Raw genomic sequence first — 26,242 nt, forward strand, 5'->3', positions numbered from 1 at the left:
GAGTTTAACAAGTAGGCAAAAGTAAACATGAAAATTTTCTGTTTTTGTCGCACAACATGAATATAGCTAATAGAAAAATGCTAAAATCTGCTGCAAAATGCGTTTGACTATTAATAGGCACTTTTTATTTATGCCTAGTAACGAGATACACTGACCTATGACCGATTCTTCTTTGAGCCCTTGGGCTCGAGTACTTTCTAGTTTAATAACTCGCTTTGGTGAGTTAAAAACCGCGGCAATGTGCTACGCGCTTTTATTAGGCGTGTCGCTTATATTGTCGAGTATGTTTTATTATGTGGCACTGGGTGAGGTTAATTTAGTTGATATTTTAGCGGTGGTATTTTTTACCGCGGTTGTATCTCCGTTTATGATCAGTATTTTACTCAACTCGATTAGACAATTAGATGCCTCATACGCTTATTTAGACAGCGCCACAAAACAAGAAAAGCTGTTAAACCAAACATTAAAAGATAATATCAACCGCCTCAACATTGAAATAGATGAGCGAAAAATGGCTTTTCATGCCAAGCATCGCGCCATTGAAGAGCTTCGCCGCGAAATAGCAGAGCGTAAAAAAACACAACAAGAACTTGCTCAGCAAGGCATGCTCCTTCGCTCTATTGTCGACTCTTCCCCCGATTTATTTTATTACCGAGATAACAACGGCGTGTTTGCCGGCTGTAATAAGATGTTTGAAGAGGTTATGGGCAAAACCAGCGCTGAACTAATTGGTAAAACAGTGGAGCAGATTTTCCCAAGCTACTTTTTAGCAGAAGTACTCAGAACCGATAAACAAGTAGAGCAAACGCATCAAGCGCTGACAATTGATGTTGAATATATGGTTAATGGCGAAAATCGTTGGTTTGAGCTGCGTAAATTACCGTTTATAAACGATCAAGGTGATTACATAGGTTTGCTTGCATTTGGGCGTGATATAACCAGCCGTAAAGAAGCAGCACAAGCGCTTGAAACAGCCTATAAGGATAAAGGTAAGTTTATAGCAACGCTTAGCCATGAGCTGCGCACGCCATTAAATGGCATTGTAGGCTTAACCCGAATGCTACTTGATACAGAGCTTAATAAACAGCAACGCAGTTGGTGTAATACGGTGTTTTCGAGCGCTGAAACCTTAGGTAATATTTTTAACGATATTATAGATTTAGATAAAATAGACCGAGAGCAGTTAGATATAGCAACCGACTCTATTAACGTTTCAGACTTTATTAACGATGTAGTGAACTTTGCCGGCTTAATTGCTGAACAAAAAGAGCTTGAATTTTCAATTGAGCGAAATGGCACATTAGATGTTTACGCACTCCTAGACCCAACGCGTTTACGCCAAGTGGTATGGAACTTAATTAATAATGCCGTTAAGTTTACCCAGCATGGCGAGGTAAAACTCACATGTAGCCGAGAAGAGCGTAACGACGGGCCGTGGCTTGAACTTAAAATATCAGACACAGGGCAGGGGATCCCAGAGGATCAACTCTCGCGCATATTTGATATGTACTACAAAGCCCCAGATTTAAGCGGTAAAAACGCGATTGGCTCAGGCATTGGTTTAGCCGTAACCAAAGCGTTGGTCAGTGCAATGAAAGGCACTATTTCGGTAACCAGTACAGAAGGTGAAGGCAGCTGCTTTACAGTACACATACCGCTTAGCTTATGTGTAGCGCCTACCGAACAAAGCTATGCCGGTAGAGGTTTATATATTTTACTTGTAGAGGATGTACCATTAAATGCCGAAATTGCAACTAACCTGTTAGAGCAGCGCGGCCATGAAGTAATTTGGGCCGAAACGGGTGAAGATGCACTCTCGTTTGTAGAAACCGAAGACGAGCTAGATTTAGTACTACTTGATATGCAACTGCCCGATATAAATGGTGATGAGGTGGCAAGACAAATACGTGCCGATAGCCATTTTGATAAATTACCTATCGTTGCGCTTACAGCGAATGTACGTAGCGCCGAAGAAGACTTAGAAGGCATTTCGGTGCAAGGGGCGCTTGCTAAACCCATTAATACAATAAAGCTTGATAAAATGCTGGCTGATTTATTTGATATTCAACAAAGTGAATCAGACAAACCGCTGCTAACGGTAAGTAAAGAAGCGCTTGAGGGTATTAATGCAGGTGTGCTTGATGTTGAAACCATTGAAGACTTTGTAAACTCTATGGGGCTTGAAGTATTTAAGCGCAGCAGTGGTTTATTTGAAAAACTAAACCCGCAATATCAGCAAGAGCTGCAAAGCGCGTTAAATGAAAGCGACAGGGAAGAGTACAAATCGGTGGCGCATAAGCTTAAAGGTGCTGCGGGCTCTGTAGGATTAAACGACGTACAGTTACATGCTAAAAAGATGGAACACGGTGCGCTTGATGAATCAGATGAAGTACTAAAAGAATGGTTAGATATATTGGCAGATAAAATAAATGAAGGACAAATTGCCCTTCATTCGTTTTTACAATTATTAGAGTAAGCGGTTTACTCTAATTAAGCGTCGATTTTACCAATAAAGCGGTAACCTTCACCATGGATGGTGCTGATTAGCTCAGAAGTAGAATTATCACTTTCGAAGTGCTTACGAATACGACGAATCGTTACATCTACTGTACGGTCATTAGCGCGAAGCTCACGGCCAGTCATATGCTTAATAAGTTGCTCACGGCTAAAAATACGCCCTGGAGAATCAAGCATTAAACGCAGCGCTCTGTATTCACCTTTAGGTAAACGCTTAGCATCACCATTTGGTGACGTTAAACAACGGCTGTTTTCGTCAAGTTCCCAACCATTAAATGTAATTACACCGTTGGTTTCTAGCACTGACTCTTCGCCGCCTAGCGCTGTACGGGTAATTAAGTTGCGAGCGCGTATAGTCAATTCACGAGGGTTAAAAGGTTTAGTGATGTAATCATCAGCACCAATTTCTAAACCTAAAATACGGTCTACATCGTTATCACGGCCGGTTAAAAAGATTAAACCGACTTTACGTTTTTGGCGTAATTCACGTGCTAAAATTAGCCCGTTTTTACCCGGTAGGTTGATGTCCATAACTACAAGATTGACGTCATCATTATTTGTAAGCTTGTCATGCATATCATCGCCATCAATGGCTTCAATAACTTTGTAACCTTCAGCTTCAAATAAACTCACGAGGTTTAGTCGAGTTACGTCTTCATCCTCTACGATTAGAATGACTGGCGTTTGCATTATTAATTAACCTTTTTGGAATATTTTATTTACAAAAAATCGAATCTTAACTAAATAATTCGATTACTAGAGATTATAGGATTATACCCAAATGTTAACAAGAAAAAACAAGTTGGATAAAAATAAAACAGTAGGGGTGTTCCAAACTAACCAAAAGGCATTGTGCAAAAACTACTGTTTAATGATATATAACGGATGCAGCTTTTTGAATTATGAAAACGAAGCCATTTCCTTTAATAATTGATACATCCACCAATCGCTTAAAGGTACTAAAAATAATCGCGCAAATTCAAAACGGAATTATATCATTTTATAACCTTTCATCAATGTATGTGATACTGCAAAAGCAATAAAGTTCAGAAATTGTATCGCTTAATTATTAGATCAAGTTAAATAATTAAACATGAAATATCACATGCTCTCTCTATAAGGTCATTAAATGGTAATTCAAGTAAAAAGCGTAAATAAATACTCTTTTTTTAAACACTTTTTATGGAATTGTAATAACAAAGCGTACGCCGGGTTTTGCATCTAGGTCATACAGTATATGCCCACCTAGTGCTTGGGTTACTAAGTTGTACACTAAGTGCATGCCTAAACCACTTGCCCCTTGGCCTCGCTTAGAGGTTACAAATGGGTCAAATATCCTGTTTTTGACATTTTTATCAACGCCTTGGCCGTTATCTGTGTAGATTATTTTTATTTGTGGGCCTGTTATTTCTATATCAAACTTAATTTCGTTATTTTCGCTATTGCTAAAACCATGAATGGCAGAGTTTAAAATAAGCTGTTGGAAAATTTGTTGTAATGGCTCAGATTTACTCTCAATGGTTAAATCACTCGGACAATTAATCACTACGTTAGGCTTTGACTTTATTAACTCTGATTGAATCGACATTAACACATCAGATATTAACCTATGGATGTTTACATGGGTTTTAATCCCGTCATCTTGAATTACAGCTACCTTTTTAAAGTTAGAGATAAGGTCGGCCGCACGATTTAGGTTTCTATAAATTAAATCAAGGTTTTCGATACCTTCGTCAATAAAGCGTTTTAATTGGTTAGAAGTTAGAGACTTATTATCAAAACTAAGCTGAATATCGGCAAGTTTATCGCGCAGCAAGGTTGAGCCAGTAATACCTAGGCCAATTGGGGTGTTAACCTCATGGGCTACGCCGGCTACCATTTGCCCTAAAGATGCCATTTTTTCGTTTTCTACTATTTGTTCTTGGTATTGGTGCATTCGCTCAAGGGTAGAAAGCAGCTCTTGGTTTGCTTCACGCAGGGCTATTGTTCTTTGGCTTACCTTTTCTTCTAAGCTTTGGTTGAGTTGTTTAATCTCTAGTTTGTCTTTTTCATGACGTTCTATTTGCTTACGGGTGCGAGTAAGCATGATATTTAAGCTGTTTGATAAGGCTGTAACCTCTTTTACGCTGGTGCTTGGTGCGCGTACGTCATAGTTATGATTTTTTGATACGTCTTGTAGCAATACACTTAAGTGTTCAATAGGGTTAGCGATACTTTTTTGTGTTTTTATCGCTATAAAGTACACAAAAAACAAAATAAACAGGGTAAGGAAAATATCTATAATAATTTTTTGTTTTATAAATTCATCTAGGCTTTCTAAACTACCACGCATGTAAACGTAACCCACCACCTGCTCGTTATTAAGCACAGGTGTTATTAGCTCAATGTAGTTGTTGGTCGCTCTTGGCTCGTTAAGCTCTTTAATGCTGTCTACGCGCAGCGGAACAGGTGGGGTTTTTTTAGCATTAAAGCTAATAAAAAATACAGGTTTACTCGATGTTTTCTCTATTGCGTAAATATGAATGTTTTTAACAAGGGGAATTTTATCAAACGACTTAAGGCGTTTTTCTTCTGTTTTTCTGTCGTCTTTTACCAATGAATCAGCGGCATCAAAAGCAACAATATCGGAAAGGATCACGAGCTTGTTTATGATCAGTTCCTTTTGTTCTTTTACACTCATATAAGTGGAAATTGAAACCGATAAAGTTAAACAAATAGCAGTGATAAGCATGATGGTGTTGATCAGCGCTTTTCGAATACTTTTTTGATGTACTTTTTTTGGCATTATTGCTGCATCGCCTAAGCATGAATATTTATATTTAGAACCTTAGTTTAGCAAAAACCATAGAAAGTGAAGGGAAATAGTGAAATTAATTCTGATATTTATTCGAAAGTTAGGCTAAGTATTAATTACACTTAGCCTAATTAAGTATAATTAGTTAGCTACTGTAAACGGCAAATTTGTTATTTTTGTACACAGTGTGGAAGCTACCAAACTGCGCCTCTAAAATTGGCGGGTATTTTAAAAAGCTATTAGCCACTATGCTTAGCTTTCCTACCTTGGTTAAGTGCTGCTTAGCATTTGATAAAAATGCTTCAGCAATTGTGTAGTCGGTCGCTATGCCAGTATGAAAAGGCGGGTTACTAACTATTAAATCAAACTTGCCGCTAATACTTTTTAAGCCATCACTTAAAATAGTGCCGCCTTTAATATTATTAAGCTTTAATGTTTGCTCAGTAGCATAAGTTGCAAGTGCGCTCACATCGCTGCAAGTAAAAGTCAGTGCTGGGTTTTTAATACCTAAAAAAGTGGCTATTAAGCCCGCACCACAGCCAAAATCCAGTACATTACCTTGTTTAGTGGTCGGGGCATTTTCTAGTAGCATTTTTGTGCCAGCATCTAAAGCGCCGTGGTTAAATACACCCGGAACACTGATAGCATCAAACTCTACTCCTGCTACATTTACTCTAAACGTTTTATGGTAGCGGCTAATCTCAAAGGTTGGGTTGTTCTCTAGTTGCTCAAATGAGAACAAAATACAATGCTTAGCAGAGTCAATTTTATTACTGTACTGCGCTTTGCCCGCGAGCTGTTTTTCTATCGATTTAACGCCACTTTTATTTTCGCCTACCACAAGTAGCTGTGCTTTTTCGTTAATAACGGCGCGAATATTATCAAGTGCCATTAATACTTCAGGCTTTGATTTTGGGTAGTAAAGAATGACTAAATCGTAGTCGTTGGCGGCCATTTCATGGTTAACACACACGTTTATGCCATTTATTTTTTTAGCAAATTCCCCATTAGCATGGTTATAACTAAATGCGGTGATGGCACTTTGAGGATTTAGCTGCTTTAGCTCTGCTAAAAAGCCATCTTGAACAAAGTTGACCACCAAGATAGATTTTCCCACTAGTTCTTCGCTATTACGAAGTAACAGTAAACTTGGGTTGGTTAATACGCTCATAAATGGCTTTGCCTTACAAATTATTGATTAGTAAATTAGTGTAATTATTTTGTGCGCTCAAACATTAAGTCCCATACGCCGTGACCTAAACGGTGGCCGCGCTGTTCAAACTTAGTTAGTGGGCGCGAATCAGGGCGAGGTACGTAGTCGTTGGTAGATGACTGATTTTTATAGCCTGGCGCTGCTTGCATAACTTCTAGCATGTGCTCGGCGTAGTTTTCCCAGTCAGTAGCCATATGAAAAACACCGCCAATTTTTAATTTTGTACGCAGTTTTTCAGCAAATTCTGTTTGCACTATACGGCGTTTATGATGACGCTTTTTATGCCATGGATCAGGGAAGAATAATTGCAGCGTTGTTAAGCTTTCATCTGCAAGGCAGTCAGCGAGCACTTCTACCGCATCGTGTTCAAATACACGTAAATTAGTAACACCGGCTTCATCTGCATCCATTAAACATGCGCCAACGCCTGGGCGATGTACTTCAATACCAATAAAGTTTAGGTGCGGAGCATTTTTTGCCATTTCAACTAATGACTTGCCCATACCAAAACCAATTTCTAATACTACATCATTGTTATTGCCAAATACTTGAGCTAAGTCGAGTAGGCCGTTTTTATGCTCAAGCCCCATAGTTGGCCAGCATTTTTCAATTGCGGCAGCTTGGCCTTTAGTTAAGCGGCCTTCGCGTTTTACAAAACTGCGAATTGTGCGGATATACTTACCTTCTTGCTTAGCTTGCTCAAGGTTGTTGTTACTTGATTCACTCATATTATTGGCCTGACAAAAACAATGTGTTTAAAAATGGTTGCGTATTATCCCTGACCACGCAGCTAATCACAAGTATTAGCGTGTTATAGCGCCTTCATAGCTTGATCTTTTTATTAACTGCAATAGACTGAGCCGCTATTGAGCATGAGTAAAAGTAGTATATGTTGGATTTAAATAAACAGCAGTCAGACAAATTTGCTAACCAAGTAGTTCAGTGGTATCACCTTCATGGGCGTAAAACATTGCCTTGGCAACTAGGTAAAACACCGTATAAAGTGTGGGTGTCAGAAGTAATGTTACAGCAAACGCAAGTTGTTACGGTTATTCCATACTTTGAAAAGTTTATGGCAAGCTTCCCAGATATCATTGCTTTAGCAAATGCAGATGAAGATTTGGTGCTGCATCATTGGACTGGCTTAGGTTACTACGCACGGGCACGTAACTTACATAAAACGGCCAAAATAGTGCGAGATAAATACCAAGGTAAATTTCCTACTACACTTGAAGAAGTCATGGATTTACCCGGAATAGGGCGCTCTACCGCAGGTGCGGTATTATCGCTGTCGCTTGGCCAGCACCACCCTATTTTAGATGGTAATGTTAAGCGAGTGCTTGCCCGTTATTTTATGGTTGAAGGGTGGTATGGGGTAAAAAAAGTAGAAAACCAACTTTGGCACTTGTCTTCCCAGTTAACCCCTAAAAACAATGTGACTGAGTTTAACCAAGCCATGATGGACTTGGGCGCCAGCCTTTGCTCTCGCAGTCGCTTTGACTGCCAAGCGTGCCCACTTAATAGCGATTGCGGTGCGTTTAATACCGGTAAAGTAAAAGAGTTTCCTCACTCTAAACCTAAAAAAGCGGTTCCTAAAAAGAGTTGTCACCAATTAATTATTCAGCATGACGAGAAGGTTTTAATGGAAAAACGCCCAAGTAGCGGTATTTGGGGCGGTCTGTTTGGCTTTTTTGAGTTTAGCGAATACAGCGAAATGGTGTTATTTTTAAATCAGCAAGGCTTAAAAACTGAGCTGGAAGAGCTAACGCCTTTTACTCATGTGTTTTCGCATTTTGAGCTGACAATAAATCCACATGTGCTTAATATTAATAACGTACCGGATGTAGTAAACGATAAACAACTTGTGTGGTACCCACTCGATCAATCTATAGAGGTGGGTTTAGCCGCACCGACTAAAAAGTTGGTTAAACAAATGAGCCCAATAGGTTAAACTATTAGCATTTAGCGCTTAAGAGAGTCAATTATGGCACGTACAGTATTTTGTCAAAAGTTACAAAAAGAAGCCGAAGGGCTTGGATTTCAGTTATACCCTGGTGAACTAGGCGAGAAAATTTTTAATAATATTTCTAAAGAAGCATGGGGCCAGTGGCAGCATAAGCAAACTATGCTAATTAACGAAAAGCATTTAAATATGATGGACCCAGAGCACCGTACGTTTTTAGAAGAGCAAATGGTTGGCTTTTTGTTTGAAGACAAAGACGTGGAAATTGAAGGTTATCGACCTCCTGAAAAGTAATTTTTAGGCATAAAAAAAGGGCTATATAGCCCTTTTTTTATAGCTATATTTTATAGCGTTTCTTCATCAGTATTCGCTGAGCGCACTTGTTCTTTTAAAAACTGCGCAGCTTTAGAGTATTCAATTTCAAGGGTATCTCTTTGCGCTATTAGCTCATCAGTATCAAGCTCTGCATTTCGACATTTCTCTTCAAACTCTTCTGCACATTGCGCAACGGCCTCAGCACCAATAGTTTTAGAGATAGCCTTGAGCTGATGACAAGCACTGCTTATCTCGTCTCTGTCATTAACCATAACGCCGGAATTAATGCTTTTAATTAGGCTTTGGCTTTGCTCTAAAAACATTTTGAAAAAGCGTAATTGTTTGGCTTCGTCGCCGTTTACATAAGTAGATACTGCGTCCATATTAATAGGCATGGCAGGCTTTTGATGAATGACAACAGTTTGGTCTTTATTATGCTTATCATACCAACGCTTTAAGGTATCTTCTAAGGCATTAAGCTCTATAGGCTTAGTAATAAAGTCATTAATACCTACCGCCAGGCAACGCTCTTTTTCACCTTTGAGCGCATTGGCAGTAACCGCAATAATATAAGGCTGAGCGTCTATAGAGTCTAACAGCTCGGCTTCATCGCGAATTTTTTCAACCATATCGTAACCTGACATTTTTGGCATATGTAAGTCGGTTAATATGAGCGAGTAATTGTTTTGACGCCACATATCTAAACCTTCTTCACCGTTATTTGCTACTTCAACGCCATAGCCTAGTATATGCAGTTGGTCGGTTAAAACTTGCTGGTTTAGTAAGTTATCTTCTACTAATAAAATGAGTTTATTGGCATCGCGTGCTTGTTCAACATTTAAATAATTGTTGAGTGTTTTTGTTTTTTTAATTTGTTTAGGTTGATGCAAGCCTGCAGCTACCAATATCGACATCATAAAGTTAGATTTACACAGCGGTGAGGCATTAATATAAAATACATTTTTATGGTTTATAGCGGCTTCATCAAGCTTACTTAATACCACTACTTGTTGATTATTATCTTCAAGTGAGTAAATAAGACGACGCAGTAAAGAGTTAACTTTTTCCATATCGTCTATACCATCGACAACCCATATAATGTCGTGCTGCTCTTGTTGAGCTTCTATTTCTTGCTGGTTGTGCACGTAGGTAATTTTAGCGCCCATAAATGATAAATAGCGGTACATTGCTTTTTCGCGCTCTAAATGATTGCTCACTACCACTACATGTTTGCCATTGAGCGCATTTTTATGTGCGTACTTAATTTTTCCTGAGGTACCAAATGGAAGCTCAACGGTAAATTCGCTACCAATGCCTGCATGGCTAGTTACATTAATAGTACCGAGCATAAGCTCTGTTAAACTTTTACAAATAGAAAGCCCTAAACCAGTGCCGCCGTATTCACGGGTAATTGAGTTTTCGGCTTGCACAAACGGGTTAAATATTTCTCGCAGTTGCGCTTGGGTCATGCCCTTGCCGTTATCGGTTACGCAAAAACGCAGCGTAAAATGATCCGCCGTATTATGGGCCACTTCTACCGATATTTTTACGTGCCCTTGGCGTTTATCATCAGTACTGGTGAACTTAATTGCATTACTACAAAGGTTATACAGTACTTGGCGAACCCGTATTGTATCGCCCGTTAAATTAGTTGGAATATCTGGCGCAATAGAAAGCTCTAAATCTAATTTGCGCTTTTTAGCAACAGATGAAAGCACGCGAGCAACCTCTTCAATCGTATCAGTAACTGAAAAAGGCGTAGGGTCAATATTTAGCTTACCCGCTTCAATTTTAGAGAAGTCTAAAATATCATCCAAAATACTTAATAGTGAAAACGCTGACTCACGGATAATAGTACTTAAACGATGCTGCGCGCCATCAAGCTCTGTTTGTCTTAATAAATCTATAGTGCCAATAACGCCGTTCATAGGGGTGCGAATTTCATGGCTCATAGTGGCTAAAAAGGTCGTTTTAGTTTCGCTAGCGCGTTGTGCTTTTAATGTCGCTTGCTCTAATGCAATTGTTCTTTGTTGTACTTCGCTCTCAAGGCCTGTTTGTAATTTTTGAAGCTCTTTTTGCGCAGCCTCTTTTTCAGACATTACTGAGTTAACTTTATCTAGCAGCAAGTTAATGTTTTTAGCCACGCCAGATAAGCCTAAGTCTAGTTTTTCACTTACTTTACTGTCGTAATTGCCATTTTCGGTAATCGCTTGAAGTTCTTCATTTAATAAATGACTACTTTTACGCAAGCGAGTATTTATATAGGTATTAAATAGTAGGGCTAATGCAAATAAGGCAAACACGCTTACAATTGCAATAATATAGGCTATTACTTGCGAGTCTTGCTGCGTTAAAGGCGGTGCTGGTAACTGCTGTTTTATTATTAGCTCACCAATAGGCTGGTCGTTCAAAAGCAATATATGGTGCAATATACCTTGCTCAGTTAAATGCTCATCTACTTTTTTGGACTCGATAGCGGGTTTAGTGCTGCTATATACAAGTTGGGTTTCTGAGGTGGCATTAAAGCGATAGAGCGTATATTCAAACTCATCATCTAATACTGAGGTAAGTTCAAGTAGCTGGCGAACCTTGCCTTGCCCATACATAGTAAGTGCATCTACCATTGGTAAATCAAGTTGTTGTGCTAGCTGCGTAATACTTACTTTTTGTTTGGCTGCTGGTGCAGGTTGTGTGTTTTGCGAATAAAACGCAAAGGCAACAATAGCAAGCGCTGTTACTGCAATATTAATAATTAAAAAAAACGGCAGTAAGCCTTTTACCGGCGAAGAGAGTTTACTCTGCATTGATTGTTCCCATTGGTATTTGTCTGTACGATAAGCCTTAACGCATTATCAATGTGATCGTATCATTTACATTAAATAATACACTACGTTTTTAGTCTGGTTTAATTGGTTAAATTAAGGTTTTTCGTAAGTTTTTGTTGGATAAATAAACATTAGTATATAAAAATACGCTTTGTTGTGTAAAAACCGTTCAAACAGTTGTAAAGAGTAAAAAAAAAGTTGACTTGTAAGGGCAAAACTCGTTTAATACGCCGCACGCCCAGATGGCTCAGTCAATAGCGCTGAGTGGGAATTGCATTAAAAATCCTTTATGGTTTTTAATTAGCACTGTTAAAGTGCCTCGATAGCTCAGTTGGTAGAGCAGAGGATTGAAAATCCTCGTGTCCCTGGTTCGATTCCGGGTCGAGGCACCATTTATTAAAGTAGTGGTGTTTAATCAATAGTTTAAACGTTATTACGCGTGCCTTAGCACACAGTTTAGTGTGCCGACTTAGCTCAGCTGGTAGAGCAACTGACTTGTAATCAGTAGGTCAACCGTTCGACTCGGTTAGTCGGCACCATTTATTTTAGTAATTTGAAAAGAACATTGTAATCAGTAGTCTGTTCAAGTTACCCGTCGACTCGGTTAGTCGGCACCATTTAATTGCACAGTTTTTGTGCCTCGATAGCTCAGTTGGTAGAGCAGAGGATTGAAAATCCTCGTGTCCCTGGTTCGATTCCGGGTCGAGGCACCATTTACTTTAAGTTCTCAATCTTTAAAATTGAACGTGCCTTAGCACACAGTTTAGTGTGCCGACTTAGCTCAGCTGGTAGAGCAACTGACTTGTAATCAGTAGGTCAACCGTTCGACTCGGTTAGTCGGCACCATTTATTTTAGTTAAAGGTTTGAATATATAGCCTTTAGCTGGCACTACTTAAGTGCCTCGATAGCTCAGTTGGTAGAGCAGAGGATTGAAAATCCTCGTGTCCCTGGTTCGATTCCGGGTCGAGGCACCATTTATATTAAAGCCCTGCATACACATGCAGGGCTTTTTTTGCTTTAAATTTATTATGGACAAAACAGTCCATATTAATTGGGTATATCCTCTCTTTTTCTCCCTTGTTTGCATGCGCATAATTACCTCATCAAAAGGTTAGGTGCTGTTATTACTCACTCCATTTACTCACTCAATATGATTGATTTAAGTAATAAAGTGCAGGGTACCTTTAGCCTTAATAATGCCAATCCGTAATAATACTTAATCATTTTTCGAGGCTAAACGTGTCGCTACCGGCGTTAAAAATTCTTATTTAGAACAACTAAATAGCGAATTCTTTGCCTAGCTATCAGCACGTTTTTCAAGCCTCAAAATAGATCACTTGATTAAGCGTATTGGTATAAGTAATTTAAAGCTGGAGCTAATTATGATCACGCAAATTGTTAAGTTTGAAATTAAAGACGAGCACATCGCACAATTTAAAGCGCTACTAGAAGAAGACAAGCAAGGCGCTAAAGCCGAAACAGGTCTTATAGAGATGCGTTTATATCAGGATAAAAACGAGCCAGGCGTCTTTTTTGCTTATGAGCGTTTTGAAGATCAAAATGCAGTTGATTACCATGGCGCACAAGATTACACACAAACGTTATTAAATGCGTTGCCTGAAATCAGCCAATCGGCGCCACAGGTCATGTTATTAGAAAATACAGTGCCAGCTCCGCTGCATGAGCGTAATACAAAAGTTGTTAACCCTGAAGATGATATATGTATTGTGTTTTTTATTTTTAAGATTAAGCCAAGTTTTAAAAATAAAGTCATTGAGCGTTTCGAAACTCATGTAACGCAAACGCGCAGCCAGGAGCCTGGTAACTTAGTGTTTGATTTATATAGTATTGAAAATAACGACGATACATTAGTTGTTTATGAACATTGGCGCAGTGAATCTGCGTTGTGGGATATTCACTTTAAACAGCCGTACGCAGTAAAAACAAGCGAATTATTAGCGCAAGCAGTTGTTGGCGATATGCAGCAATATATGAGCTTCGTTAAAGAAATTTAAAGGCTTGTGTTTAACAATATTACTTATCCCATTTAGCAAATAGTGTATTACACGCTATTTGCTTTTTTGTATAAATACCCTCCAAATTCCCTGCCGCTTTTTATAATAACTGACTATTATGTTAATTCATCGCAACGTATGTAATGTTATGTAAAGTAAGTTGAGCAAAATTTGCCAAAGTGCTTGAATTACATTCATAAATGGCAGTAATTTAGGTTAACTATGATTTGGCAAACTAAGCCAACTTTATTGGCTCTTAGCTTGGTATTGTTGAGCGGCTGTGCGGGTACGCTAAACCCTCAGCAGCGCGAGCAAGCACCCAGCGACATTGCAGCGACATGGCAACATGGTTTAGCACAAAATGCACTTGCAGTAGATCAGCAATGGCTGCAAACCTTAGAAAACCCTTACATTGAAAATCTTGTTAATAAGGCACTTAATAATAACCAGGCTTTGCTGCAAAGTGCCTATGATGTACAAATACAAAAGCAGCAATTAATAATTTCAGGCTCTGCGCTTTGGCCCGATCTTGATTTATCTGCGCAAACTAGGCGCAGTAAAGACAATAGACCTGTAAGTTATGATAATGCCAGCTCTGTCACGCTAGAGCTAAGCTATGAAGTAGATGTGTGGGGTAAGTTATCTGATGCTAAACGCCAAGCCAACCTAAACTACTTAGCGCAACAAGCTAGTTTTGAGCAAGCTAAGCAGCAATTGGTGGCCGATGTTGTCACTGGCTGGTTTGATTTAGTAACCGCCCAGCAGTTACTCGATTTATATAAACGCCGAGAAGAAAACGCACAGCAAAACTTAGATATTATTGAATCGGGCTACCGCCAAGGTATTAATGAAGCACTCGATGTATATTTAGCCCGTAATGAGCTTAATAACGAGCGTACGCGTATTGCTAATCAACAAGCCACGCTTGTAAGCTCGTCGCGTTCTTTAGAGCGCTTATTAGGCGGCTACCCCAAAGGCGATATATCAGCAGAGGTTGAACTGCCAGTTTTTATTTCGCCAATTAATACCGGTATTCCCTCTGAGCTAATTACACGCAAGCCTCAATTGCGCGCAAGCTGGTACCAGTTATTAGCAAGCGATGCAGGCCTAGCCTATGCACATAAACAGCGCTTCCCTAGTTTAAACTTATCAGCAAGCGTGAGTGATAGCACCGATAGAGTGAGCGATTTATTCTCGCCGTCAAGCTTAGCGTGGTCTTTATTAGGCAGTATTTCTGCGCCAATATTCAATGGTGGCCAGCTAAAAGCAAATGAAGAAATAGCACGCTTAAATGCACAAAAACAAGAACAAGCATATTTAGATACCTTGTACGATGCATTCAGCGATGTTGAAAACGCAATTACTCAGCAGCAATCCTTGCAAGCCAGTTATAAAAGCACGCTAGAGGCGCAAGAAAACGCCCTTGCAGCAGAGCAACTCTCGTTTGAGCAGTACCAAAGCGGCTTAGTAACTTACACTACAGTGCTTGATGCCCAGTCGCGCTCTTTTGATGCGCAAAGCTCACTCATTGAAACAAAAAACCAGCTAATTGCTAACCGAATAAACCTATACGTTGCCCTTGGCGGCGATTTTAACGCCCCAACAAGCGAATCTAAGAGCAATAACGATGAAAACTAAATCAGCAAAACTTTTAATCCCAGCCGTAGTGGTGGTGGCCACCATTTTAATTGTTATGTTTATTAAGGGTAATCCACCTGAAGCAAAACGTTTTGGCTCACCTCCTAAAGCCACGGTGAGCGTATCGGTAAAAAAGATTGAGCCACAAGATTACTTAATTTTTATTGATAGCTATGGCACGGTAAAGCCGCGTACTCAAAGTTTGTTAGTTGCTCAAGCATCTGGGCAAATTAATAAAGTAAGTGATGATTTTAGAGAGGGCGGATTTTTTGAAAAAGGCGATGTACTGCTACAGCTAGACGATAGAGATCATCAAGCTGAGGTCAAATCGGCGCAAGCAGCATTACTTACTGCAGAGCAAAGCTTATTAGAAGAAAAAGCCCGCGGCCAACAAGCAATTACTGATTGGAAGCGTTTAGGTGGCTCATCTCAAGCGAGCAGCTTAGTACTTCGCGAGCCCCAACTAGCAGCTGCACAAGCACAAGTACTTTCAGCACAAGCCGCACTTGAAAAAGCACAGCTTGATTTAGAGCGCACCCAAATTACTGCGCCTTACGCTGGGCGTGTGCTTAGTCGTAATGTAGACCTTGGCCAAGTGGTAAGCGAAAACACAGAACTTGCAACTATTTATGCCATAGACAGCGTTGAAGTGCGCTTACCAATTAAAAATAAAGACCTCTCGTATATTAGTTTGCCAGAGCAATACAGAGATGGCAGTAAAAACCAAGCCGGCTCACTCGTTAAGTTTAAATCTGACTTAGTGGGCGAGCAAACATGGCAAGGGCAAATAATACGCACTGAGGGCGCTATCGATGAAGGCGCACAGCAATTGTATATTGTTGCGCAGATAAATGACCCTTACAAAGCCACGGCTAATAACCAATACCCAATTAAAATTGGGCAATACATTACTGCGCAAATTAGCGGTAAAACAGTGCCTGATGCGTTAATAATCCCTAATAGTACTATTTACCAAGGCAGCTACGTGTATGTGGTTGAAGAGGGGCTGTTAAAGCGTAAAAACATTACACTTGCATGGCAAAATGCTACACAAGCTATGGTAAAAACAGGCCTTAATGCAGGCGATAAGTTAGTAATTACACCGCTTGGGCAAGTAAGTTCAGGCACAGCAGTAAGCATTTTAGGCGAAACCGATACGCAAAATATGCGAGCAAAAGGCCCAAATGGCGCAGGTAAAGGTAAGCGTCCATCGCGTGAGCAGCTAGAAAAAAAAGCGCAAGAAATGGGAATTAGTGTTGAAGAGCTAATACAAAAACGCCGTGCTGCACAAGGAGATAAGCCATGATTGCTTGGTTTACAAAAAACCATGTAGCAGCCAATTTATTGCTTATTACGTTACTGCTATCGGGTTTATTTAGTTTATCGAGTCAAATACCGCTTGAGGTGTTTCCATCGTTTGAAACAGATCGTATAAGTGTAAGCGTTACTTTGCGCGGCTCAACCCCAGAGGATGTAGAGCAAGGGGTTACCATTCGAATAGAAGAAGCCGTTCAAGATTTAGAAGGTATAGAGCAAATATCTAGCCGCTCATCTGAGGGCTCTGCGTCGGTAACCATAGAAGTAGAAAGTGGCTACGACCCGCGCGAGTTATTAGCCGATATAAAAAGCCGTGTAGATGCTATAAACACTTTTCCGGCCGATGCTGAAAAGCCCATTGTGGCGCTTGCCGAGCGAAAACGCGAAGTAATAGCTGTTACCGTAGCGAGCGATTACGGTGAAAAAGAAACCTTAGAATACGCCGAGCAAGTACGCGACGATATTTTACGCCTTCCTAATGTTACGCAGGTTGAGCTAAGTGGTGTACGCGATTACGAGCTCGCCATAGAAGTAAGCCAAGATACACTACGCCAATACAACTTAACCCTTGCGCAAATATCTACCGCTGTGGCTAAGTCGAGCTCTGATATTTCGGCTGGTAATTTAAAAACAGAAGGGGGCGATGTACTTATAAGCTCAAAAGGGCAAGCTTACCGAAAAGATGAATTTGCAAACATTGTAGTTAAAAATCAAAGCGACGGTACAGTAATACGCTTAGGTGATATAGCAAACATTAATGATGACTTTGAAGAGACCCCAGTACGTACACGTTTTAACGGTAAACAGGCCGCCTTTATAGATGTATACCGCATAGGGCCGCAAAGTGCGATAGATGTCGCAGATGATGTAAAAAACTACATAGAGTCTAAGCAAAGCTCCTTACCACAAGGTTTTGAATTAAGTTACTGGGATGACGACTCTCAAGTTGTAAAAAGCCGTATTGCTACGCTAACCAGCAGTGCCCTACAAGGGGGCATTTTAGTACTGGCTTTACTAACCCTATTTTTACGCCCAGCCATCGCATTTTGGGTGTTTATTGGTATTCCGGTTTCGTTTATGGGCGCATTTATTGCAATGCCTATTTTTGGTGTAACCCTTAATATTATGAGCTTATTTGGCTTTATTTTAGTACTGGGTATTGTGGTGGATGACGCCATAGTAACGGGGGAGAACGTTTATACTCATTTAAAAACCGCAGAGTCGGGCGAACAAGCTGCCATTTTTGGCACGCAAGAAGTAGCAACACCCGTTACCTTTGGGGTACTAACAACCGTAGCGGCCTTTTTACCTTTAGCGTTTATTGAAGGCGCACGGGGCGCCTTGTTTGCACAAATTCCGGTGGTGGTTATTCCGGTATTACTGTTCTCGTTAATTGAGTCTAAGTTTGTGCTGCCAGCTCATTTAAAGTACATAAAACTACGTAATCAAAAAACAAAATCATCAAAGCTTGAAGTACTTCAGCAGCGTTTTGCAGACGGATTTGAAAGCGCTATTTTAAAATACTATCAGCCTATTTTAGCTAAAGCATTGCGCTATAAATTAGCGACGGTGAGTTTGTTTGTTGGCGTGTTTTTTATAATTTTAACTTTAATAACCAGTGGTTGGACTAAGTTTGTATTTTTTCCGCGTATCCCAAGCGAAACCGTACGAGTAACATTAACCTTGCCAACAGGCACGCCGTTTGAAGTTACCAATAAGTATGTAATGGATATGTCGCAAAAAGCGCAGTTATTGCAAGACAAATACCGTGATGAAGATACCGGCGAAAGCGTTATATTAAATATTTTAGCCTCAACCGGTGGGCGTGGTGGCGTGTCTAACTCAGGCAGTGTACGCTTTGAAATAACCCCTGCAGAGAGCCGCGACTCAGACATTGGCTCACGCGAGCTGGTAAGTGAGTGGCGCGATTTAATAGGGATTATTCCTGGCGCCGAAAGCGTAACCTTTAGGGCCGAAATAGGACGCAGCTCAGACCCTATAGATGTGCAGCTAAGTGGTACATCGCTCGATACGTTACAAAAAATTGCCGAAAGTGTTAAAGCGCGCTTAAGTACTTACCCAACCGTATTTGATATTGCCGATAGCATGTCTGATGGTAAAGAAGAGTTGCAAATAGAGCTTACCGAGCAAGGCTTTGCTTTGGGCTTAAACCGAGTTGATGTAGCAAACCAAGTACGTAACTCGTTTTTTGGCTCGCAGGTGCAGCGTATTCAACGCGGGCGTGACGACGTGCGCGTTATGGTACGCCTACCTATTGAAGAGCGCCGCTCTGTAGCCGACTTACAAAATATACTTATTACTACGCCTACGGGCGGCTCGGTGCCACTTTCGCATGTAGCTACATTAATTGCAGGGCAAAGCCCATCTACGATTAACCGAATAGACCGCTACCGCACACTTAACGTGACTGCCGACATAGAAAAAAGCAATACTAACATGACCGCGCTACAAGCCGACCTAACTGAGTATTTAGATGAATTAATGCAGCAATACCCAGGTGTTGATTACAAGCTAGAAGGTGAAGCTAAAGAGCAAAGAGAGTCGTTTGGCTCGCTTGCTTGGGCATTGTTATTTGTATTTTTTATTATTTACTCATTATTAGCTATACCGCTTAAATCGTACATGCAGCCAATTATTGTAATGAGCGTAATACCGTTTGGCATGATAGGCGCTGTAATAGGGCACTGGGTTATGGGGATGGAGTTAACCATTATGAGCTTACTTGGTATGTTGGCACTTATTGGGGTGGTGGTTAACGATTCACTTGTGTTGGTCGACTTTATTAATAAAAAACGCAGTGAAGGCGGCAAAATTATTGATGCGGTTAAACTTGCAGGGGCTGCACGTTTTCGCCCAGTAATGCTCACAAGTTTAACCACCTTTATTGGTTTAATGCCGCTACTATTTGAAAAGGCGACACAAGCACAGTTTTTAATTCCAATGGCAGTAAGCCTTGGCTTTGGTATTGTGTTTGCTACGTTTATTACGCTTATATTAGTGCCAGTAAACTATATGCTGATGGAGCGTTTTCAAAGCTGGTTTAGATAAATAACGAAATGTGTTCTAGGACTAAGCTGTGGTTGATTAATATCAATTGCAGCTTTTTTTTGCTAAAAATTTATAAAGGTAATAAAGGGTATTTAAAAACAGGGGAGTAGCAAAAAATGCAAAAACAGAAAAATAAGAAAAGTGTTCCCCAAGCGTGCGGTGTCCGGCGTCAGTCCTGAAACCAGAAGGTTTCAGGGCGGAAAGCTGCGGTCTACCGTAGGCTTCTCGGTACATGCCGAGCTTGCACAATAGTAGACGAACAGAAATCCTGGTATAAAATTTATCGGCTCAGGGACTTAACCAAACTCCGGCACCCCAGGGAACAAGTTCAGTATATAAGACATAATCCATTCCTTAAACCCCAAACGTAAAAAATTGAACCGTTCGAGCAGTTTTTGCCCGCTGGTAACTCGCTATTTACTTATCATGCTACTTTTTGAGCAGGATCATACAATTAATTGGAGTTGCTTTTTATCGAGTGGTAGCATTGCCTTAACTAGCAAAGCGAAGATATAAACATGAGCGACTTACCAGATTACCAAAAAGCCCAGCTGCTTTTAGAAAAAAACGAAATTTTTGTCTCACCGGCAGAAGCGCACGGCGTAATTAGTGGATTACTAGCGTGTGGTTTAAGTATTGATGACAAAGAATACTTAGGCTTATTAAGCGATGTATTTAATGATGGCCAAGCGTTTAGCAACGACCTAAAGCAGTTTTTTGGCACCATTTATAAGCAAGTGGTAGCAAGTTTTAACGATGAAGCTTTTGCGTTCGATTTATTTTTACCAAGCGATGATGAAACACTCATCGATCAAGCCAATGGTCTCGTATCATGGGTTGCAGGGTTTATGCTTGGATTTGGTTTAAAACAAAAAGATTACGGTAAGTTATCGGCAGATGTAAAAGAAGTTATTAGCGATTTTAGCGAAATTACACGCCTAGATACCATGTTTGACGAAACCGAAGAAGACAGCCAAGCCCTGCATGAAGTGATTGAATATGTACGTGTATCGGCATTGCTTTGTTTTGCCGAGCTTGGCAAAGAAAAAGCACCTAAAAAAACACTACATTAATCTAAATAAAACGGGTTGTTAAAGCATGGTTGAAATACAAAAGTCAGAATTTAAAGCACGCCGTGAGCGTTTACTTGCGAAAATGGATGCAAACAGTGTGGCCATTATTCCTGCGGCCAGTGAAGTAACTCGTAGCCGCGATACGGAATATGCATTTAGACAAGACAGCGACTTTTTTTACTTAACCGGCTTTAACGAACCCGATGCCGTTTTAGTGCTGTGTAATAACATCGATACGCCAAGTACGTTATTTTGTCTTGATAAAGATAAACTGGCCGAAATTTGGCACGGCCGCAGAATTGGCTTCGAAAAAGCTAAAAATGAGTACTTATTCGACGAAACTTACGCATTAAGTGAGCTAACTGAACAATTATTAGATTTGGTTAACGGTCAGCAGATTTTATTTTATGCACAAGGCGCTTACCCAAGTTTTGATACCAAAGTATTTACCTTGTTAAACACACTTCGCAGCGCGCCTAAAAAAGGCTATCAGGCACCGAGTACTATAAAAGATGTGCGTGGTCTTATTCACGAAATGCGCTTGTTTAAATCGCCAAGCGAAGTAAACATTATGCGTGAAGGCTGCGAAATAAGTGCCCGTGGGCATATGCGTGCAATGCGTTATTCGCACCCTGGTGCTACTGAGTTTCAGCTAGAGGCAGAGCTGCATCATCATTATGCAATGAACGGAGCGCCGCATCCAGCGTACGGCACCATTGTAGGCAGTGGCGATAACGCTAATATTTTGCACTATACGCAAAATAGCGATGTGCTAAAAGATGGCGACCTAGTATTAATTGACTCAGGGTGTGAGTTACAAGGTTACGCTGCTGATATTACGCGTACTTTTCCGGTTAATGGCAAGTTTAGCGAACCTCAAGCCGCGCTTTATAACATTGTACTTAAAGCACAAGAAGTGGCTTTTGAAGAAGTTAAACCCGGCGGGTTTATGTCGCATGCCAATAAACGTGCAATGGAAGTAATGACTCAAGGATTACTTGATTTAGGTATTTTAATCGGCGACTTTGATGAGCTAATGGCAAAAGGTGCCTGTAAAGAATATTACATGCACGGCCTTGGCCACTGGTTAGGCCTTGATGTTCACGATGTAGGCGATTACAAACAAAACAACGTTGAGCGCGCATTTGAGCCAGGCATGGTTTTAACCATAGAGCCTGGGCTTTACATTAGTGAAGATTCAAACGCACCGCAGCAATATAAAGGCATTGGTATTCGTATCGAAGATAATTTACTTATTACTGAGTCAGGGCATGAAAACCTCACCCTGAGCGTGCCTAAAACCATAAACGATATAGAAGCACTTATGCAAAGTGCAAAAAGCGCATAAGCTTGGAGAAATAAAGTGTCTAAGCAGTTTGATGTCGTTGTTATTGGGGGCGGGCTTGCAGGGGCAAGTTGTGCGCTAAGCATTGCTAAAACAAACCCTTCACTCACTATTGCGGTAGTAGAAGCAAACCAAGTAACGGGCGATTACCACCCAAGTTTTGACGACAGAAGTATTGCCCTTGCACAGCAGTCGGTTGAGTATTTACAGCAGTTAAATTTATTCGAGCCACGTGCGCCATACACAGCAGCAATAAAAAAAGTAAGCGTGTCGGATCGTGGTCACTTTGGTAAAGCGCATATTAGTTGCGACGAGTTTGCTAAACCGTCATTAGGCTACGTGGTTGAGGTAAACCCGTTTGGCCGCGCACTGTATCAGCGTTTAACGCAAGCGAGTATTGCACTTTATTGCCCCGATAGCGTTAGCGCTATCAAACAAAGCCTAAACAGTAATGAGGTTACTTTACAAAGCGGTGAGCAACTTAATACTAAACTACTGGTTATTGCCGATGGTGCGCAATCTCCAACCCGTAACTTACTGGGTTTAGGCTTTAATACTCAGCCCTATGAGCAAGGCGCTATTATAGCCAATGTTGAAGTAGCAGGCGGGCATAACAACCATGCGTATGAGCGCTTTACCGAGCACGGCCCTATGGCGCTTTTACCAATGAGCAATAACCGTTATTCATTAGTGTGGTGCATGAAGCAACAGCACGTTGAGCAGCATACAGCCTTAAACGAAAATGGTTTTTTAAACGCACTGCAAAGTGCATTTGGTTACCGGGCAGGGCAATTTACAAAAGTGGGCACACGCACAAGCTACCCGCTAGTATATGGCCAAGCTGAATCATTAACAGCGCATCGTACGGTAGTCATTGGTAACGCTGCTCATGCTATCCACCCCATTGCAGGGCAGGGCTTTAATTTAGGCCTGCGTGATGTACAAGTACTTAGTAATTTAATTGCAACAAGTAAAAACGAGTTAGGCAGTTATGCGTTTACCCGTGAGTATTCACTAAAGCGTAGCAGCGATATAAATACCGTAATGAGTTTAACCGATGCATTGGTTAGGCTTTTTTCAAACTCGTCACGGGTATTAGCGCTTGGGCGCAGCATTGGGCTTTTCTCAATGGATTTATTTCCCGCATTAAAAGCACCCTTGGCCAAGCAGCTAATGGGGCAAGTTAAACAAGGTACACGTTTATGAAGCAAGCACAGGTTTGTATAGTGGGTGGTGGCTGCGTAGGCTTAACCCTCGCGTTAGGACTCGCTAAAGCCAATGTAAGTGTTGTGGTGCTAGACGCCGCGCCAAAGCAATTACCGCCAAGTGATGAATACGCCTTGCGGGTAAGTGCGCTGAGTATTGCAAGCCAAAACCTGTTTGAGCAATTAAACGTATGGCCACACATAATGGCAGAGCGAGCGTGTGCATATACGCATATGGACGTACGCGATGCCGACAGCTTTGGTAAAATAACCTTTAATAATGAGCAACTTGAGCTTGATCACTTAGGCCATATAGTTGAAAACGATATTATTCGTTTTGCACTTATAAAAGAGCTAGAGCAACAACCAAGTGCCACGTTGATGTTTGATACTGAGTATCAACAAATACACCAAAGTGAGTCCGACGTATTTATAACCCTTAAAAGCGGTGAGCCTATTATTGCTAAGCTGCTGGTGGCGGCCGATGGCGCAAATTCGGCTATTCGTAAACAATTTAATATGGCGCTAAGCTTTAAAGATTACGACCATCATGCACTGGTTGCTACGGTTAAAACCAAAGAGCCACACGCAAACACCGCACGCCAAGTGTTTTTACCAACTGGACCACTGGCTTTTTTACCCCTTAGCGATGACAACACCCATTCTATTGTGTGGTCTACCAGCCCTAATCATTGCGATGAATTGCTAGCAATGGACGACACTACTTTTAATAAAGCTGTAATGGCAGCCATAGATGGCCAATGTGGGCTGTGTGAAGTGCAAAGTAAACGCGCAGCATTTCCACTTAAAATGCGCTACGCCCAGCAATGGGTAAGCGGAAAAGTGGTATTAATGGGCGATGCAGCACACACCATTCACCCACTTGCAGGGCTTGGTATGAACCTAGGCCTAAAAGACGCCGCATATTTAATTGAGCTACTGACAAGTGATAGTAAAGAGTTTGCGAGTACCCGCACGCTTCGCGATTACGAGCGCACCCGCAAGCTCGACGCGCAAAAGCACATAGCCATGATGCAAGGGCTTAAAGAGTTATTTGAAGGTGCCAACCCGGTTAAAAAGCTGATACGTGGAGTCGGGCTGTCACTTGTTGATAACCTAGGCCCAATAAAACACCTGTTCGCCAAAGAAGCGATTGGTAAATAAGTAGGTTGGGTTGAGCGAAGCGAAACCCAACGTATAAAGTAAAGTAGTTAGTTTTTAGCTATCAGCTGTTAACTTCCAGCAAAGAAAAACCGATGTTTAGTTTAAACATCGGTTTTTTGTTTTTAAGTGGCTTTAAACAGATTAAAAGCTGCGCTTTTCACGCGAGCAAGCTCAGCGTCTACATGCAAAGTTTAACACTGAGCTTAATTTTACCTGTAGGCGTTTAGCTTGCTGACGCGACGAGCGTAGCGCGTAATTACTATCGTTAGTTAAAAAGCGCTTTGCGTTAAATCAGTTACAAATTGGCTTGCGCTTCATTCACCATATCTTGTAGTGCATCAATTAACAGTGGGTCGCGCGAATTTTGTTTAGCAAGTTTTAGTGCGTGTTTCATACTAGTAACAGCTTCTTTAAACTGTTTGTCAGCCGTGTACCCTTGCGATAACCGCATGTGGGAGTAAGCAGCATTAGGGTAATCACGAGTAAAGTGTTTAAGTGTAGTTATCGCTTTTTTAGTGTTATCAAACTTTTGCTGCCTGTGGGCAAACTCTACGTACACATCTTGTGGAATTTTAAGCTCAAACCCGTACTTATCGCTCAGTGCTTGGTAGTAACCTGTGATAAGTGATACATCGGCAAATTTTCCGTGCTCGTCAGTCACTTTAAAAATTAGGTCACTAAATAAGTGAATTAGGCTATCGCTAAGGGCTGGCAGTATAGTGCCCATATGAGTAAAAGTAGGGTAATACTTATATTCCCATTTTAGCTGTGTGGGCATTTGTTGTTCTAAATTTACTAACGTATTTAATGCGCCTGTATAAAAACGTGCGCCTTCACTCGCTACACTAATAAATAACTCTTGAGTGCCTTTAGGGTTTTTAGTGTATTTAACAATATTATTTTTTAACTCTTCGTCACTCCACCAACTATTTGGGCTTATAGCTATGTAGTTGTTAAATAATTCAGGCTGATTAACTAAAGTGTAAAGCGCTAATGTACCAGCATTAGAGTGACCAATTAAGGTGTTGTAGCCGTTAGTTGAGTAATTGCTATTTATGTAGGGCATGAGCTCGTCAGACACAAATTTTAAAAAGCTGTCGGTTTGTCCAGCATCAGGCCATTTATTTTTTACAAAGGTTTGAAACTCAGTTTTCGGCTCACCATCTACTTTAGGTAAGTAATCACGCACGCGGTTAGTTGTATCAATACCAACAAGCATGGCATTAGGTATTTGTTCGTAATCAACTAAGGATTTTATAACACCTGACGCCGTATGAAAGTGCTCAACACCATCTAGTAAATAAATAACATAAAGCGGCTGATCGTCTTTTACAGTGTCAGGTATGAAAATTCTGATAGGCCTGTCTTCGTTAAGTATTTTTGATTGTAAAATGACTTTTTTACCAATGGTTATGTCGGTTGTAGCAGTGTTTGCGTGGCTTAAAAAAGAGGTACTACAAGCAAATGCAAATACAAATACAAATACAAATGATAGTAAGAGCTTCATAAATATCCTTATTAAATAATGTGTTGCTTAATAATTGCACGGCTTTAGGTTTGAGTAAATGTTTATATTTTAGGCGCAAATGGAGGGGGTAAGTAATTAAAAGCTGCGCTTTTTACGCAAGCAAACTTTGCGTTTACACACAAACCCAACGCATTTATCGTAATTCTGCTTGTTGTTATAAAGCGAATGCATATTAATATCACCCTGATAGCTGATAGCTGATAGCTGATAGCTGATAGCTGATAGCTGATAGCTGATAGCTGATAGCTGATAGCTGATAG

The 26,242-nt window shown here is 40.7% G+C and carries 17 protein-coding genes, 5 tRNA genes and 1 other RNA gene; 16 read left to right on the top strand and 7 right to left on the bottom strand.

The window, feature by feature from the left end:
- Positions 1 to 157 precede the first annotated feature (157 nt).
- Positions 158 to 2,476: an aerobic respiration two-component sensor histidine kinase ArcB gene (gene arcB, locus MTF64_RS18905; RefSeq protein ID WP_029772453.1), complete on the top strand. Its 2,319-nt coding sequence runs from the start codon at positions 158 to 160 to the stop codon at positions 2,474 to 2,476.
- A gap of 14 nt (positions 2,477 to 2,490) precedes the next feature.
- On the opposite strand, the gene arcA is transcribed toward arcB, so the two are convergent.
- The 4 genes from arcA to trmB all read right to left on the bottom strand — a co-directional run bounded on the left by arcA (position 2,491) and on the right by trmB (position 7,252).
- Positions 2,491 to 3,207 (bottom strand): two-component system response regulator ArcA, encoded by a 717-nt coding sequence (gene arcA / locus MTF64_RS18910; RefSeq protein WP_004587530.1) that lies wholly within the window; start codon positions 3,205 to 3,207, stop codon positions 2,491 to 2,493.
- 490 nt (positions 3,208 to 3,697) lie between these two features.
- Complete coding sequence (locus MTF64_RS18915) at positions 3,698 to 5,302, bottom strand: HAMP domain-containing sensor histidine kinase (protein ID WP_029772454.1); 1,605 nt, start codon at positions 5,300 to 5,302, stop codon at positions 3,698 to 3,700.
- Positions 5,303 to 5,456: 154 nt separating this feature from the next.
- Positions 5,457 to 6,482 (bottom strand): methyltransferase, encoded by a 1,026-nt coding sequence (locus MTF64_RS18920; protein WP_054983843.1) that lies wholly within the window; start codon positions 6,480 to 6,482, stop codon positions 5,457 to 5,459.
- A 44-nt stretch (positions 6,483 to 6,526) separates the two neighbouring features.
- Entirely contained in the window at positions 6,527 to 7,252 is a 726-nt protein-coding gene (gene trmB, locus MTF64_RS18925; protein WP_024031613.1) for a tRNA (guanosine(46)-N7)-methyltransferase TrmB, read from the bottom strand.
- Between the two features lie 161 nt (positions 7,253 to 7,413).
- Between trmB and mutY the strand changes: the two genes are divergently transcribed.
- Positions 7,414 to 8,475 carry an A/G-specific adenine glycosylase gene (gene mutY, locus MTF64_RS18930; RefSeq protein ID WP_248452329.1) on the top strand — a complete coding sequence of 354 codons (1,062 nt, stop codon included), beginning with the start codon at positions 7,414 to 7,416 and terminating at the stop codon, positions 8,473 to 8,475.
- Positions 8,476 to 8,508: 33 nt separating this feature from the next.
- A complete protein-coding gene (locus tag MTF64_RS18935; RefSeq protein WP_004587535.1) occupies positions 8,509 to 8,781 on the top strand; it encodes an oxidative damage protection protein in 273 nt (90 codons plus the stop codon).
- A 50-nt stretch (positions 8,782 to 8,831) separates the two neighbouring features.
- On the opposite strand, the gene MTF64_RS18940 is transcribed toward MTF64_RS18935, so the two are convergent.
- Positions 8,832 to 11,606 (bottom strand): hybrid sensor histidine kinase/response regulator, encoded by a 2,775-nt coding sequence (locus tag MTF64_RS18940; protein WP_248452330.1) that lies wholly within the window; start codon positions 11,604 to 11,606, stop codon positions 8,832 to 8,834.
- A 337-nt stretch (positions 11,607 to 11,943) separates the two neighbouring features.
- Here MTF64_RS18940 and MTF64_RS18945 point away from each other — a divergent pair.
- From MTF64_RS18945 to MTF64_RS18985, 9 genes are all read left to right on the top strand, one after another.
- Positions 11,944 to 12,019 (top strand) — tRNA-Phe (locus tag MTF64_RS18945).
- A gap of 71 nt (positions 12,020 to 12,090) precedes the next feature.
- A tRNA-Thr gene (locus MTF64_RS18950) sits at positions 12,091 to 12,166 on the top strand.
- Between the two features lie 98 nt (positions 12,167 to 12,264).
- Positions 12,265 to 12,340: transfer RNA gene (locus MTF64_RS18955), tRNA-Phe, on the top strand.
- A gap of 57 nt (positions 12,341 to 12,397) precedes the next feature.
- Positions 12,398 to 12,473 (top strand) — tRNA-Thr (locus tag MTF64_RS18960).
- A 53-nt stretch (positions 12,474 to 12,526) separates the two neighbouring features.
- Positions 12,527 to 12,602, top strand: a tRNA-Phe gene (locus MTF64_RS18965).
- A gap of 408 nt (positions 12,603 to 13,010) precedes the next feature.
- Positions 13,011 to 13,643: an antibiotic biosynthesis monooxygenase gene (locus MTF64_RS18970; RefSeq protein WP_198401351.1), complete on the top strand. Its 633-nt coding sequence runs from the start codon at positions 13,011 to 13,013 to the stop codon at positions 13,641 to 13,643.
- Positions 13,644 to 13,865: 222 nt separating this feature from the next.
- Positions 13,866 to 15,281, top strand: a complete 1,416-nt coding sequence (locus tag MTF64_RS18975; protein WP_248452332.1) for a TolC family protein — start codon at positions 13,866 to 13,868, stop codon at positions 15,279 to 15,281.
- Positions 15,271 to 16,587 carry an efflux RND transporter periplasmic adaptor subunit gene (locus tag MTF64_RS18980; protein WP_248452333.1) on the top strand — a complete coding sequence of 439 codons (1,317 nt, stop codon included), beginning with the start codon at positions 15,271 to 15,273 and terminating at the stop codon, positions 16,585 to 16,587. The genes MTF64_RS18975 and MTF64_RS18980 overlap by 11 nt, the downstream gene beginning before the upstream one ends.
- Positions 16,584 to 19,667 carry an efflux RND transporter permease subunit gene (locus MTF64_RS18985; protein WP_248452334.1) on the top strand — a complete coding sequence of 1,028 codons (3,084 nt, stop codon included), beginning with the start codon at positions 16,584 to 16,586 and terminating at the stop codon, positions 19,665 to 19,667. Before MTF64_RS18980 ends, MTF64_RS18985 begins: the two co-directional genes overlap by 4 nt.
- Before the next feature lie 141 nt (positions 19,668 to 19,808).
- Here MTF64_RS18985 and ssrS read toward each other — a convergent pair.
- Positions 19,809 to 19,992: non-coding RNA, 6S RNA (gene ssrS / locus MTF64_RS18990), on the bottom strand.
- Between the two features lie 193 nt (positions 19,993 to 20,185).
- On the opposite strand from ssrS, the gene MTF64_RS18995 reads away from it, so the two are divergent.
- From MTF64_RS18995 to MTF64_RS19010, 4 genes are read left to right on the top strand one after another with little or no spacing between them, the layout of a single operon-like run.
- The gene (locus MTF64_RS18995) at positions 20,186 to 20,740 is read left to right on the top strand and encodes a UPF0149 family protein (RefSeq protein WP_004589599.1); all 555 of its coding nucleotides are present in this window, start codon (positions 20,186 to 20,188) and stop codon (positions 20,738 to 20,740) included.
- A 25-nt stretch (positions 20,741 to 20,765) separates the two neighbouring features.
- Positions 20,766 to 22,088, top strand: a complete 1,323-nt coding sequence (pepP, locus tag MTF64_RS19000) for a Xaa-Pro aminopeptidase (protein WP_248452335.1) — start codon at positions 20,766 to 20,768, stop codon at positions 22,086 to 22,088.
- A gap of 15 nt (positions 22,089 to 22,103) precedes the next feature.
- Positions 22,104 to 23,291 (top strand): 2-octaprenyl-6-methoxyphenyl hydroxylase, encoded by a 1,188-nt coding sequence (ubiH, locus tag MTF64_RS19005; protein ID WP_248452337.1) that lies wholly within the window; start codon positions 22,104 to 22,106, stop codon positions 23,289 to 23,291.
- Positions 23,288 to 24,454 carry an FAD-dependent monooxygenase gene (locus tag MTF64_RS19010; protein WP_064386401.1) on the top strand — a complete coding sequence of 389 codons (1,167 nt, stop codon included), beginning with the start codon at positions 23,288 to 23,290 and terminating at the stop codon, positions 24,452 to 24,454. Before ubiH ends, MTF64_RS19010 begins: the two co-directional genes overlap by 4 nt.
- Positions 24,455 to 24,749: 295 nt before the next feature.
- On the opposite strand, the gene MTF64_RS19015 is transcribed toward MTF64_RS19010, so the two are convergent.
- On the bottom strand, positions 24,750 to 25,961 hold the full coding sequence (locus MTF64_RS19015; RefSeq protein ID WP_248452339.1) for an alpha/beta hydrolase-fold protein: 1,212 nt from the start codon (positions 25,959 to 25,961) through the stop codon (positions 24,750 to 24,752).
- Positions 25,962 to 26,242 lie beyond the last annotated feature (281 nt).

Origin of the sequence: Pseudoalteromonas sp. 2CM41L (genome assembly GCF_023161905.1) — a bacterium.
Classification (GTDB): Bacteria; Pseudomonadota; Gammaproteobacteria; order Enterobacterales; family Alteromonadaceae; genus Pseudoalteromonas; species Pseudoalteromonas atlantica.

Coding starts and splice junctions, on each gene's coding strand:
- arcB (WP_029772453.1), top strand. CDS start 158: ATGACCGATTCTTCTTTGAGCCCTTGGGCTCGAGTACTTTCTAGTTTA.
- arcA (WP_004587530.1), bottom strand. CDS start 3,207: ATGCAAACGCCAGTCATTCTAATCGTAGAGGATGAAGACGTAACTCGA.
- MTF64_RS18915 (WP_029772454.1), bottom strand. CDS start 5,302: ATGCCAAAAAAAGTACATCAAAAAAGTATTCGAAAAGCGCTGATCAAC.
- MTF64_RS18920 (WP_054983843.1), bottom strand. CDS start 6,482: ATGAGCGTATTAACCAACCCAAGTTTACTGTTACTTCGTAATAGCGAA.
- trmB (WP_024031613.1), bottom strand. CDS start 7,252: ATGAGTGAATCAAGTAACAACAACCTTGAGCAAGCTAAGCAAGAAGGT.
- mutY (WP_248452329.1), top strand. CDS start 7,414: ATGTTGGATTTAAATAAACAGCAGTCAGACAAATTTGCTAACCAAGTA.
- MTF64_RS18935 (WP_004587535.1), top strand. CDS start 8,509: ATGGCACGTACAGTATTTTGTCAAAAGTTACAAAAAGAAGCCGAAGGG.
- MTF64_RS18940 (WP_248452330.1), bottom strand. CDS start 11,606: ATGCAGAGTAAACTCTCTTCGCCGGTAAAAGGCTTACTGCCGTTTTTT.
- MTF64_RS18970 (WP_198401351.1), top strand. CDS start 13,011: ATGATCACGCAAATTGTTAAGTTTGAAATTAAAGACGAGCACATCGCA.
- MTF64_RS18975 (WP_248452332.1), top strand. CDS start 13,866: ATGATTTGGCAAACTAAGCCAACTTTATTGGCTCTTAGCTTGGTATTG.
- MTF64_RS18980 (WP_248452333.1), top strand. CDS start 15,271: ATGAAAACTAAATCAGCAAAACTTTTAATCCCAGCCGTAGTGGTGGTG.
- MTF64_RS18985 (WP_248452334.1), top strand. CDS start 16,584: ATGATTGCTTGGTTTACAAAAAACCATGTAGCAGCCAATTTATTGCTT.
- MTF64_RS18995 (WP_004589599.1), top strand. CDS start 20,186: ATGAGCGACTTACCAGATTACCAAAAAGCCCAGCTGCTTTTAGAAAAA.
- pepP (WP_248452335.1), top strand. CDS start 20,766: ATGGTTGAAATACAAAAGTCAGAATTTAAAGCACGCCGTGAGCGTTTA.
- MTF64_RS19010 (WP_064386401.1), top strand. CDS start 23,288: ATGAAGCAAGCACAGGTTTGTATAGTGGGTGGTGGCTGCGTAGGCTTA.
- MTF64_RS19015 (WP_248452339.1), bottom strand. CDS start 25,961: ATGAAGCTCTTACTATCATTTGTATTTGTATTTGTATTTGCATTTGCT.